Origin of the sequence: Streptomyces sp. NPDC058671 (genome assembly GCF_042716475.1) — a bacterium.
GTDB lineage: Bacteria > Actinomycetota > Actinomycetes > Streptomycetales > Streptomycetaceae > Streptomyces.
Map to the genome: position 1 here is coordinate 19,388 of NZ_JBHXSA010000014.1, position 12,747 is coordinate 32,134.

9 protein-coding genes are annotated in these 12,747 nt (G+C 74.0%); all 9 read right to left on the reverse strand.

The annotated features are described in order from the left end of the window. Nucleotides 1–143: 143 nt before the first annotated feature. On the reverse strand, nt 144–1,112 hold the full coding sequence (locus ACFWV2_RS18725) for a bifunctional riboflavin kinase/FAD synthetase (RefSeq protein WP_384406122.1): 969 nt from the start codon (nt 1,110–1,112) through the stop codon (nt 144–146). Between the two features lie 31 nt (nt 1,113–1,143). Next, on the reverse strand, nt 1,144–5,337 hold the full coding sequence (locus ACFWV2_RS18730; RefSeq protein WP_384406123.1) for a serine protease: 4,194 nt from the start codon (nt 5,335–5,337) through the stop codon (nt 1,144–1,146). A 380-nt stretch (nt 5,338–5,717) separates the two neighbouring features. After that, nucleotides 5,718–6,644 carry a tRNA pseudouridine(55) synthase TruB gene (truB, locus tag ACFWV2_RS18735; protein WP_384406124.1) on the reverse strand — a complete coding sequence of 309 codons (927 nt, stop codon included), beginning with the start codon at nt 6,642–6,644 and terminating at the stop codon, nt 5,718–5,720. Beyond that, nucleotides 6,641–7,081: a 30S ribosome-binding factor RbfA gene (gene rbfA / locus ACFWV2_RS18740; RefSeq protein ID WP_360794379.1), complete on the reverse strand. Its 441-nt coding sequence runs from the start codon at nt 7,079–7,081 to the stop codon at nt 6,641–6,643. Before rbfA ends, truB begins: the two co-directional genes overlap by 4 nt. A 30-nt stretch (nt 7,082–7,111) precedes the next feature. Next, the gene (locus ACFWV2_RS18745) at nt 7,112–7,405 is read right to left on the reverse strand and encodes a DUF503 domain-containing protein (protein ID WP_384406125.1); all 294 of its coding nucleotides are present in this window, start codon (nt 7,403–7,405) and stop codon (nt 7,112–7,114) included. Between the two features lie 148 nt (nt 7,406–7,553). Continuing rightward, entirely contained in the window at nt 7,554–10,652 is a 3,099-nt protein-coding gene (infB, locus tag ACFWV2_RS18750; protein ID WP_384406126.1) for a translation initiation factor IF-2, read from the reverse strand. Between the two features lie 149 nt (nt 10,653–10,801). Next, nucleotides 10,802–11,083, reverse strand: coding sequence for a YlxR family protein (locus ACFWV2_RS18755; protein ID WP_384406127.1), 282 nt, complete (start codon nt 11,081–11,083; stop codon nt 10,802–10,804). 74 nt (nt 11,084–11,157) lie between these two features. After that, complete coding sequence (gene nusA / locus ACFWV2_RS18760; protein WP_360794387.1) at nt 11,158–12,153, reverse strand: transcription termination factor NusA; 996 nt, start codon at nt 12,151–12,153, stop codon at nt 11,158–11,160. A 2-nt stretch (nt 12,154–12,155) separates the two neighbouring features. Then, entirely contained in the window at nt 12,156–12,662 is a 507-nt protein-coding gene (gene rimP / locus ACFWV2_RS18765; protein ID WP_384406128.1) for a ribosome maturation factor RimP, read from the reverse strand. Between the last annotated feature and the right edge of the window lie 85 nt (nt 12,663–12,747).

Below are 12,747 nucleotides of genomic sequence, written 5' to 3' on the forward strand. Positions count from 1 at the left end.
GGTTGTTCGATCTTGTCGCGTCGGCGGCCCTGGGCTGGGCTCCTCCTCCGCCCGGGGGGTGGGGGGCCGCGGTGGGGGGCCCCCGGCGGGCGCGGGCCCCCCGCTCCACGGGTGCCGGGGCTCTGCTTCTCAGCCCCCGCTTCTCAGGCCGTGGGGTGGTGCTCCCGGTCGTACGCCTCCGCCAGCTCACGGCAGCGCTTCACGTCGCCCGCCATCGCCAGGAGCAGGTCGTCCAGGGTGTCGAACTTCAGCATCCCCCGCACGTACTCCAGGAAGTCCACGGCCACGTGCAGCCCGTACAGGTCGAGCCCCTCGCGGTCGATCGCGTACGCCTCGACCGTCCGCTCCGTGCCGTTGAACTGCGGGTTCGTGCCGACCGAGATGGCCGCCGGCATCCGCTCGCCCGCGGCCGTCAGCCAGCCCGCGTAGACGCCGTCCGCCGGGACCGCGGTGTGCGGGACGGTCTCGACGTTGGCCGTCGGGAAGCCGAGCTCGCGGCCGCGCTGCGCGCCCCGGACCACGATGCCCTCGACCCGGTGCGGGCGGCCGAGGATCTCGCCCGCGCCGGTCATGTCGCCCTCGGCGACGAGCCGGCGGGTGAGGGTGGAGGAGAAGGGCTGCCCGCCGCCCGCGGAGCCGCTGACGTACAGGTCGATGATCTCGACCTCGTAGTCGTAGGTGGCGCCCAGCTCGGACAGGAAGGCGACGTTCCCGGCGGCCCGGTGCCCGAAGCGGAAGTTGGGGCCCTCGATGACGGCCTTCGCGTGCAGCTTGTCGACGAGCACCTTGACGATGAAGTCGGCCGGGGACAGCTGCGAGAACTCGGCGGTGAACGGCAGCACGAGCACCGCGTCCACACCGAGGCCCGCCATCAGCTCGGCGCGCCGGTGGTGCGGGGCGAGCAGCGGCGGATGGCTGCCCGGCCGTACGACCTCGGAGGGGTGCGGGTCGAAGGTGACGACGACGGACGGCACGCCGAGCTCCCGGGCGCGCTCGACGGCCCGCCCGATGATCAGCTGGTGCCCGCGGTGCACACCGTCGTAGGAGCCGATGGTGACGACGCTGCGTCCCCAGTCCTGGGGAATGTCCTCCAAGCCACGCCAGCGCTGCACTGTGACCGCTCCTCGTCCGCCTGTTCGCCGATTACGCAGGTCTAAGACTGCCATGCCCACGCCCGTCGGTCCGCATCGGCATGGAAGTGCCGTTGCGCCGCAGCGCCTGGAGGCTCTCGGGACCGAGCAGCGGCACCCAGTCGGCGGGAGCGGCGACCGTCCACCGGGCGACCAGCACGGCGAACGGCGGCCGGGCGTGGGCGAGTCCCGCGAGTGCGGCGTCGAGCCGCCCCGCGCCTTCGGGGGTACGGGTCCACAGGGCGCCGACCCGCCGGGTGAGCTCCCTGGTGCGCGGCTCGCTGCGGTGCTCCGCGCCCTCGGCGGCGGCCGTCAGGAGGGCCTCGAGGACGCTGAACTCCCCCGTCTCCGCCTCGTACCGTTCGTGTTCGACGAGTACGTCGAGCAGCTCGCCCCGCAGATGACGGGAGGCGCCGGTGCCGGGGGCGGCGAGGACGGGCGCGAGGGCGCGGCGGACCGCGGCGGGGCGGCCCCGGATGAGCCCGGCGACCAGCGGGAACAGCACGGCCCGCGCCGCCGGGCCGTCCTCGAACCGCCGGTCGACGAAGGCGGCCACGTGCCCGGCGCCTTCCGGGTGACGGGCGACGTAGTCGCGGACGAGGGCGGCGATCCGGCGGGCCAGCGCGGGCGTGTCGACCTCCGCGAGGGCGCGCAGGACGGCGGCCGGAGCCTCGCCCGTACCGTGCAGCCGGGCCCGGAGGGCGCCGAGCACCGGTCCGGGGTCGGTCGCCAGGGCCTCCACGAGGGCGTCGGCGGGCACCCGCGGCTCGACGAGGGCGCGGGGCAGATGGCGGGCGCGGGTGTGCGGGTCCCGGATCAGGAGGCCGAGGGCGGCGCCGTGGAGGGCCTGGTCGCCGGGGCGGGCGAGCAGGGCCAGGGCGGCGTAGCGGAGGAGTTCACGGTCGGCGGGGGCGGTGGCGCGTCCGGCGACCACCCGGCCGTACGCGGCGGCGGCGACGCGTCGCTCGGGGCGCCCGTCGTCGTGCGCCCACCGGTCGACGGCCCGGCAGACGGCGGCGGGCTCGTCCTCGGCGAGGGCGGTGAGGAGGCCGTCGGCGAGCGGGTGGGCGGTGGCGACGAGCGCCTCGCACAGGTCGTCGACGGCGAGCGCACGATGGGTGTGCAGCAGGGCCCGCGCCGCGGTGGCGACGGTCGCGTGCGGGGCGGCGGGGAGGGGGCGGTCGTCGCCGAACCAGCGGCAGAGGAGCGGCTGGACGCCCCGGGGGTCCGCGGCCAGCATCCCCGCGACGGCGTCGAGGCACCGGCCGCCGCCGTCGTCCCGGCCGGGCGGCGGGTCGGCGGGCACGAGCCGCCGCAGCAGATCGATCCGCTCGTCCTCCCCGAGCGGCAGCCCCTGCCAGAACCCGGGCCCGAACGCGGCGAACACGGCGTGCCGTTCGGCCCCGGCTCCGATCAGGTCGGCCAGCAGCCGCAGCGCGGGCAGGTACGGCCGGGGGTCCGGCAGCCGCCGCACGCACTCCAGGAACAACCGCGAGGCCCACCAGGGCCCGTCACCGCAGCTCCCGGCCGCCGCCGCGGCGAAGCGCCCGAGGGCCTCGGCGAGGACACCGAGCCGCGGGGCGAGGGCGGCGGGGCCACGCTCGTGGTGGAGCAGCAGCAGCGCCTGGAGGACGGGGCCGATCCGGTGACGCGGGACGGGCGGCACCGGGGCGGCACCGGCCTGCGGCTGCCCACCGGACGGGTCGGCGAGCGCCCCCTCGGCGGCCACCCGCTGCCGGGGGACGACGGGCGCGGCGCAGGGGTCGGCGGGACGGGCGGGGCCCGGCGGTCCGGCGGGGCCGGGTGGTCCAGGGGGTGTGCCCGGTGCGGCGGGTACACCTGGTGCGGCGGGTAGGCCCGGTCCGGCGGGTAGGCCCGGTCGGGCGGGGTCAGGTGGTCCGACGGATACGCCCGGCCCAGCGGGTACACCCGGTCCAGCGGGTACGCCCGCCCCGGCGGGTACACCCCGTCCAACGGGGCCAGGTGGTCCAGCGGGGGCGCCCGGTCCGCCCGGCCCTGCGGATCCACCCGGTCCTGCCGGTCCTGCCGACGCCGGCTCCGGGGACGCCGTCGGCGACGCCCCGGAACCAGGCACGTGCGACCCGCCCGGCCGGCACGGTCCTCCCGGCACCGGGGCGGCCGGCCCGGCGAGGTCGGAGACGTCCGGTCCGCCTCGGCCCTCCGGCCCCGGGGCACCCGCCCCCGCGAAGAGGAGCGCCCGCAGGGCCTCGTCCAGGTCCAGGTGGGCCGCCTGGACCCAGTCCGCGAGTTCCTCGTGCGCGAAGCGGTAGCCGGAGCCGGCGGGGACGAGCAGGCCCTCGGTGAGGACGGCCGAGGCCCAGCCGTCCCGCCAGGGGAAGAGCTCCTCGAAGGAGGACCGGTCGAGGACGCCGTGCCCCGGGCCCAGGCAGCGGCGGGCCGCCTCGTGGACCTGACCGGCCACGCGCGCGGCGAGCCGGCGTACGGCGGTGCCCCGGACGAGCGGCCGGGAGCCGGCGGCGATCCGGACGGCGATGCGCAGGCAGAGGAGGTCCAGGTAGGCGGTGAAGATCTCCTGGCGTCCTGGCCGCCCCGGCACGTCCCCCGGCAGCGCGGCCCGCACCTCCGCGAGCAGCCGCAGCGCCAGCGGGTGGCGGGCGTCGGCCTCGGCCAGGTCCGTCTCGCCGAGGCCGTACCCCTGACGTACGGCCCGTGCCTCCGACGCGGTGTACGGCCCGAGAACGAGTGCGGGCGGCCCGTCCCCGGCTCCGTCCCGGGCCAGGGCCGCGGCCCGGTCCCCGGCTCCGGCTTCGGCTCCGTTCCCCGCCGGGTCCCAGGCTCCGGCTGCGGCCCCGTCCCGGTCCCCGACTCCGGGCCGGTCCCCGACTCCGGCCCCGGCCCGGTCCCCGACACCGACCCCGGCCCGATCCCCGACACCGACCCCGCCCCAGTCCCCGACACCGACTCCGGCCCGGTCCCCAACCCCGTCCCCGACCCCTGCTGCGGCCAGGTCCCCGGCTCCCGTCGTAGGCCGGTGCGGTGCGCCCGGGGTGTAGAGGGCGCCGGCCAGGTCCCAGTGCTCGGGGCCGCAGGCGGTCACGAGCCGGGCGTGGTGGGCGCGGAGCCAGTTCTCGGTGGACGTCGTCCAGTCGCCGAGCCGGTGGGCGAGGCGCGGTGGCATCTCCTCGGGGCCGTCGAGGACGACGAGGAGCGGGCGGCCCGCCTCGTGGGCGAGGGCGGCGGCCCGTTCCGGAGTGGCGGCCGTGGTGTCGCCGAGTGCCCCGGAGGCGGCGACGACACGGCCCGCCTGGTGCAGGGCCCGGCCGACGGCGTCGGCGACAGAGCGGTCCTCGGCGCGCAGGTCGGCGCCGCGCAGCCGGACGGTGGGGGCGGGCGCCGCGCCCCGGGCGCGGCGGGCGCAGAGGGCGGCGAGGGCCGTGGTGCGGCCGGTTCCGGGGGCGCCGACGAGCGCGAGGACCGGGGCGTCGCCCGCGGTGAAACGGGCGAACTCACGGACGCACTCGGGGCGTTCGACGGGCTCGGGCCAGGGGTCGGGTTCCCGTACGGGTCCGGTGGAGGTGGCGGTGAGTTCGAGGATTCCGGCGAGGTTGAGGTCGGGCCCGTAGGCCGGGACGGTCGCGGCGTTGCGCCGGAGCAGGGCGCCGAGGGGGCCTTCGGGCCGCAGCGGCACCGCGTATCCGGCGGCTTTGCGGTCACCGTGCAGGGCGGTGCCGAGGACGGCGAGGACGGTACCGGTGGCGGCGTCGAGGAGGGGGCCGCCGGCGGCCTCTCCGCCGAGCCTCAGGGCCTCGGCGCCCTCGGTGCCGATGGCGAGTTCGAGCGCGTCGGCGACGGTGTGGAAGCGGTCGGTGGCGACGTACGTGACGGTGGCGGGGCCGAGCACCCGCGCCTCGCGCCAGCCGCGGGCGGCGATCCTCACGTACGTGCCGGGTTCGACCTCGGGGCGGGTCGCGAGCGGCAGCGGGTGGACGCCGAGTCCTTCGGTCCGTACGAGCGCGAGGCCGCTCTCCGGCAGGGGGGTGACGGCCTCGGCCTCGGCGAGCCAGGTCCGGTCGCCGGGGGCGTGCAGGACGACACGGCTGAGCCCGTCGACGGCTTCGTGGCTGGTGACGACCGTTCCGTGGTGGTCGGCGAGGAATCCGGTGCCGCGCGGCCGGCCCGCCTGATCGCAGATCCGTACCAGCGTCGCCAGGTCCCCGCGTCCCATGGTGTCGACGGTAGGTCGCCGGTGATCACGCGACGGCACCCACGGGCGAACGCGCCCCCCGGCACTCCCCCGTTCACCTCGAGCGCCTCCCCGATGGGGTGATTCTTCGGCGTTCCGCCGGACAGGCTCTTGCGGGGGGAACGACGTGGGGCGGGCACGCGCGCGTGCCCCCCCCCCCGGGGCGGGGCACCCCGGGGGGTGAGCCGCAGACCGCGCGGGGCGTTGCCGTGGCCCCCGGGGGCCCCGCCCGCGCCCGCCCAGGTCGCCCCCCCCGTGGGGTTTTCTTGCGGCGGGCCGCCGCGCGCGCTGATGGGGGGGGAACCCTGGGGGGGGGGCCCCGGGGGGGCCCCCGCCCCACGGGAGCGTCGAAGCCGGTCGGTTCAGCCGAAGACGGCGAGGCTCTTGGCCTTGCCCCGCTGGTCCTCGACGAGCGCGAGCAGTCGCCCCTCCGGTCCGAAGACCGCGACGGGCCCCGCCGGATACGCCGGCATCTCCACGCGGACGCCGTTGAGCAGGAGCTGGGCCCGCTTCTCGTCGACCTCCCACCGGGGGAACGCCGCCGCGGCCGCGTCGGCGACCGGCATCACCGTCAGCTCCTCCTGGAGCTGGTCGAGCGTCTTCGCCGAGTCCAGCTTGTACGGGCCGACCCGGGTGCGGCGCAGCGCGGTCAGGTGCCCGCCCACGCCGAGCCCGGCGCCGAGGTCCCGGGCGAGCGCCCGGATGTACGTACCGGAGGAGCAGACGACGGAGACGACCAGGTCGACGACGGGGGTGCCGTCCTCGGCGGTCGCCTCCCGGACGTCGTACACCTGGAAGGAGGAGACGGTGACCGGGCGGGCCGGGATCTCGAACTCCTCGCCACCGCGCACCCGCGCGTACGACCGCTTGCCGTCGATCTTGATCGCCGAGACCTTCGACGGCACCTGCATGATGGCGCCGGTCAGTTCGGCGACGCCCGCGTCGATGCCTTCACGGGTGACCTTCGAAGCGTCGACCGACGCCGTGATCTCGCCCTCGGCGTCGTCGGTGATCGTCGTCTGGCCCAGGCGGATGGTGCCCAGGTACTCCTTCTCGGTCAGCGCGAGGTGCCCGAGGAGCTTGGTCGCCCGCTCCACGCCGAGGACGAGGACGCCGGTGGCCATGGGGTCGAGCGTGCCCGCGTGCCCGACCTTGCGGGTCTTCGCGATCCCGCGCATCTTGGCCACGACGTCGTGCGAGGTGAAGCCCGACGGCTTGTCGACGATGACAAGACCGTCCTGGGGTCCCCTCCCGGCCGTGGCCGGGGGAGTTGCTGCTGTGTCGCTCATTCGGCGGCTTCGTCCTCGCCCGGCTTCTTGTAGGGGTCGGCCTCGCCCGCGAAGGCGGCGCCCGAGGACGCCTCCCGCACCTGGGCGTCGGAGGCCCGCGCCCTGTTCAGGAGGTCCTCGATCGTCTTGGCGTTCTCCGGGAGGGCGTCCGCCACGAAGGTCAGCGTCGGGGTGAACTTGGTCCCGGCCGCCCGGCCGACGGCCGAACGGAGGATGCCCTTGGCACTCTCCAGGCCGGCGGCGGCGCTCGCGCGCTCCTCGTCGTCGCCGTAGACCGTGTAGAAGACCGTGGCCTCCCGCAGGTCACCGGTGACGCGGGTGTCCGTGATGGTCACGTGCGTACCCAGGCGGGGGTCCTTGATGCCGCGCAGCAGCTTCTCGGCGACCACCTCCTGGATGAGGTCTGCCAGCTTCTTCGCCCGCGCGTTGTCGGCCACTGGTCCTTCTCCTTCTTCGCCTTGCTCAAATCAGTCTTCATCAGTGTGGAGCCTGCGGCGCACCGCCAGCAGCTCCACCTCGGGGCGGGCGGCGACGAGCCGCTCGCACCGGTCCAGCACGTCACTGAGGTGCCCCGAGTCCCCCGACACCATCGCGACGCCGATCTCGACCCGTCGATGGAGGTTATGGCCGCTGACCTCCGCCACGCTCACCGCGAACTTCCGCTGGAGCTCGGCGACGATCGGCTTGACGACGGAGCGTTTCTCCTTCAACGAACGTACGTCGCCGAGGAGCAGATCGAAGGACAGTGTCCCCACGTACATATGTGTCCGGATGTCCCGCCGGTTCGGGTTCGGTGTGCCCGCCGACCACTCGGCGGGGACACCGGAAACGCTACACGCAACGGCCGGGGCCGATCGACGGAATACTTTCCGCCGACCGGCCCCGGCTCACACGTGCGATCGGACGCGATCAGGCGCGCGGCTTCTCGCGCATCTCGTACGTCGCGATGACGTCGTCGATCTTGATGTCGTTGAAGTTTCCGAGGTTGATACCGCCCTCGAAGCCTTCGCGGATCTCGGTGACGTCGTCCTTGAAGCGGCGCAGACCGTGGATCGTGAGGTCCTCGGCGATGACCTTGCCGTCGCGGACGAGGCGCGCCTTGGTGTTGCGCTTGACCTCGCCGGAGCGGATGAGGACACCGGCGATGTTGCCCAGCTTGGACGAGCGGAAGACCTCGCGGATCTCCGCCGTACCGAGCTCGACCTCTTCGTACTCCGGCTTGAGGAGGCCCTTGAGCGCCGCCTCGATCTCCTCGATCGCCTGGTAGATGACCGAGTAGTACCGGACGTCGACGCCCTCGCGCTCCGCCATCTGCGCGGCACGGCCGGCCGCACGGACGTTGTAGCCGATGACGATGGCGTCGGAGCCCATGGCCAGGTCGATGTCCGACTCGGTGACCGCACCCACACCGCGGTGCAGGACACGGATGTCGACCTCTTCGCCGACGTCGAGCTGGAGCAGCGAGGCTTCGAGGGCCTCGACCGCACCGGACGCGTCGCCCTTGATGATGAGGTTGAGTTCCTGGACGAGACCGGCCTTGAGCACCTTGTCGAGGTCCTCGAGGGACACCCGGCGGACGCGCTTGGCGAAGGCGGCGTTGCGCTCACGCGCAGCGCGCTTCTCGGCGATCTGACGCGCCGTACGGTCCTCGTCGACCACCAGGAGGTTGTCGCCGGCACCCGGCACGTTGGTGAGACCGAGCACCAGGACGGGAGTCGACGGGGTCGCCTCCTCGACGTTGTTGCCCTTGTCGTCGAGCATCGCCCGGACGCGGCCGTACGCGTCGCCGACCACCACGGTGTCGCCGATGCGCAGCGTTCCGCGCTGGACCAGGACGGTCGAGACGGCACCACGACCACGGTCGAGGTGGGACTCGATCGCAATACCCTGCGCGTCCTGGTTCGGGTTGGCCCGCAGGTCGAGCGAGGCGTCGGCGGTGAGGACGACGGCCTCCAGCAGGGAGTCGATGTGCAGACCCTGCTTGGCGGAGATGTCGACGAACATCGTGTCGCCGCCGTACTCCTCGGCCACCAGACCGAACTCGGTCAGCTGACCGCGGACCTTGGTCGGGTCGGCACCCTCGACGTCGATCTTGTTGACCGCGACGACGATCGGGACGCCGGCGGCCTTGGCGTGGTTGAGCGCCTCGATCGTCTGCGGCATGACGCCGTCGTTGGCCGCGACCACGAGGATCGCGATGTCGGTCGACTTGGCACCACGGGCACGCATGGCGGTGAACGCCTCGTGACCCGGGGTGTCGATGAAGGTGATGCGACGCTCTTCGCCGTTGACCTCGGTGCCCACCTGGTAGGCACCGATGTGCTGGGTGATGCCACCGGCCTCGCCCGCGACGACGTTCGTCTTGCGGATCGCGTCGAGCAGTCGGGTCTTACCGTGGTCGACGTGACCCATGACGGTGACGACCGGCGGACGGGAGACCAGAGCCTCTTCGCCGCCCTCGTCCTCGCCGAACTCGATGTCGAAGGACTCGAGGAGCTCGCGGTCCTCTTCCTCCGGCGAGACGATCTGAACGACGTAGTTCATCTCCTCGCCGAGCATCGTCAGCGTGTCGTCGGAGACCGACTGCGTCGCCGTGACCATCTCACCGAGGTTCATCATCACCGCGACGAGCGACGCCGGGTTGGCGCCGATCTTCTCGGCGAAGTCGGTGAGGGAGGCACCGCGCGACAGGCGGATGACCTCGCCGCCACCGCGGGGAAGCATCACGCCGCCCACGGACGGGGCCTGCATGGCCTCGTACTCCTGGCGCCTCTGACGCTTCGACTTGCGACCGCGACGCGCGGGACCGCCGGGGCGACCGAAGGCGCCCTGCGTGCCACCACGTGCACCCGGGCCACCGGGACGGCCACCGAAGCCACCGGGACGACCGCCGAAGCCGCCGCCACCGCCGGGACCGCCCGGACGACCGCCGCCACCGCCACCGGGACCACCGGGACGACCGGCGAAGCCGCCGCCGCCACCGCCGGGGCCGGCCGGACGACCGGTGAAGCCGGGACGACCGCCGCCGCCACCGCCGGGACCGGCCGGACGGCCACCGGGGCCACCGGGGCCACGGCCGCCACCGCCGGGACCGGGGCGCGGGCCGGCAGCGGGACGCTGCGGCATCATGCCCGGGTTCGGACGGTTACCGCCGGGCGCGCCGCCCGGACGGGGAGACTGCGGGCGGGGCATGCCGCCCGGGGTGGGACGGGCACCGCCCTGACCCTGCGGGCGCGGAGCGCCGCCGGGGCCGCCCTGCGGACGCGGGGCGCCCGGACCGGCACCGGGGCCGCCGGGACGGGGAGCGCCGCCACCGGGACGGGGCGTCTGCGGACGCGCCATGCCGGTGGAGCCACCCGAGGTGAAGGGGTTGTTGCCCGGTCGGGGACCGGCCGGACGGGAACCGCCCGGACGGGGGGCCTGCTGGCCGCCGGGGCGCGGAGCACCCTGGCCCTGGGGGCGGGACGCCTGCTGGCCCGGACGGGCGGCGGCCGGGCGGGGGCCCGGGGTCGCGCCGGCGGGACGCTGCTGGGCGGCCGGAGCCGCCGGAGGCGCGGTGAACTCCGGGGTCGTCGGAGCCGGGGAGGCCGGCGCCGGCTTCGGCGCGGCCGGGGGCTTCGGACCCGGAGTGGGGCGCGACGAGCCGGCGGGAGCCGGAGTCGCGGGCTTCTCCGCAGCCGCGGGCTTGGGCGCCGCCGGGGCGGGCGCTCCAGGCTTCGGGGCGGCGGGACGGGACGCCTGCGCCGGGGACGGCGCGGGGGTGGCCGACGCCGGCTTCGGCGCGGCGGGGGACGGCGCTGCCTTGCGGGGCGCGCCGGGCTTGGCAGGGGACTTTCCGGCGTTGCCACCGGGGCCCTGCAAAGCGTCAGTCAACTTGCGCACGACCGGCGCCTCGATCGTCGAGGACGCCGAACGGACGAATTCACCGAGTTCTTGGAGCTTGGCCATGACGACCTTGCTCTCCACACCGAACTCCTTGGCGAGTTCGTATACCCGGACCTTAGCCACTTTGCTCCTTTGTGAGGTCCGGTTACCGCCGGACCGTCGCTACTTCATGGGCGTACTCATCGCGTACTCATCGAGTGCTCATCGCAATCTCGACCTACTTCCAACTCGCGAGGTACCTGACTGCACGGTGTTCCGTGCCGTACTTTTCTTCACTGCGGCGCCGACCGCTCGACGTGGTTGCGCAGTTCCGTGGTGTCGAGCGGGCCCTGGACCTTGAAGGCCCTCGGCAACGCCCGGCGACGGACCGCCAGGTCGAGACAGACCACGGCGGGGTGCAGGTACGCACCCCGGCCGGGCAGCGTACCGCGATGATCAGGAACGCATTCGTCCTTGCTCACCACGATCCGCAGCAGATCGCTCTTGGCCGCTCGCTCCCGGCACCCCACACAGGTTCGCTCAGGGCACGCGCGGGCATGCGTCCGGCCAGACACGTCTAAGTCTACCTCCCCGTACCGACCTCACCTGTTTGGGGCAAGAATCGAACAGTTGTTGGCCAGAATCGGTCTCAGTCCTCGGGACCGTTCGGCTCCGTGTCCGGCCTGATGTCGATCCGCCAGCCGGTGAGGCGGGCGGCGAGACGGGCGTTCTGCCCCTCCTTGCCGATCGCCAGCGACAGCTGGTAGTCCGGCACCGTCACCCGGGCGGACCGGGCGGCCATGTCGACGATGTCGACCCTGGACACCCGCGCCGGGGAGAGCGCGTTCGCCACCATCTCGGCCGGGTCGTCCGACCAGTCGACGATGTCGATCTTCTCGCCGAGCAGCTCCGCCATCACGTTGCGGACGCGGCTGCCCATCGGGCCGATGCAGGCGCCCTTGGGGTTCAGGCCCGAACGGGTGGAGCGGACGGCGATCTTGGTGCGGTGACCGGCCTCACGGGCGATGGCCGAGATCTCGACCGAGCCGTCGGCGATCTCCGGCACCTCCAGGGCGAAGAGCTTCTTCACCAGGTTGGGATGGGTGCGCGAAAGGGTGACGGACGGACCGCGGACACCCTTCGCCACCCGGACGACGTACGTCCGCAGCCGCAGACCGTGCGTGTAGTCCTCGCCCGGCACCTGCTCCTGCACCGGAAGGATGGCTTCCAGCTTGTCGTCCAGGCGGACGAGGACGTTCTTCGGGTCCTTGCCCTGCTGCACCACACCGGCGACGACATCGCCCTCGCGGCGCGCGTACTCACCGAACGTCACGTCGTTCTCGGCGTCGCGCAGCCGCTGCTGGATGACCTGGCGGGCGGTGCTCGCCGCGATCCGGCCGAAGTCGGACGGGGTGTCGTCGAAGTCCTTGGGCTCCTGGCCCTCCTCCAGATCGGAGGGGTCTTCCTTCGCCCACACCGTCACGTGACCGGACGCCCGGTCCAGCTCCACGCGCGCGTGGCGGCGGGCGTCGGGGGTGCGGTGGTAGGCGATGAGGAGGGCCGACTCGATCGCCTCGACCAGCAGGTCGAAGGAGATCTCCTTCTCATGCGCCAAGCCCTTGAGCAGCTTCACGTCGATGTCCACGGCTACGCCTCCTCTTCCTTCTTGTCCTTGCGGTTGAACTCGATCTCGACACGCGCCTTGACGATGTCGGCGAACTCGACCCGGCGGGCGGTGGGCTTGCGCCCCTTCACGCCCGGCACTTCGAGGTCGAGGCCGCTCTCGTCCATGGCGATGATCCGCGCGACCAGCTCTTCACCGGCGCCGTCGGCGGTCAGCTGGAGCTTGACCAGCCGGCCGACGGCGCGCTCGTAGTGGCGGGTCTGCGTCAGCGGGCGGTCGGCGCCGGGGGAGCTGACTTCGAGGACGTACTCGCCCTCGCCCATCGCGTCGGTCTCGTCGAGCTTCTCGGAGATCGCGCGGCTCAGCTCGGCACAGGCGTCCAGCTCCACGCCCTCGTCCGAGTCCACGACGATCCGCAGCAGTCCGCGGCGGCCGGCCCGGGAGACCTCGATCTCTTCCAGATCCAGGCCCTTCGCGTGGACCAGCGGCTCCACGAGTCCGCGCAGCCTGTCGCTCTGGGTGGTGCTCATCCGGGTGACTCCTCGGCCGCGTGTGCTGTTGTGGGTACGTCGCGTGTCAGACCAAAGGGTATCCGGTCCCGGAGGGTGTTGCCGT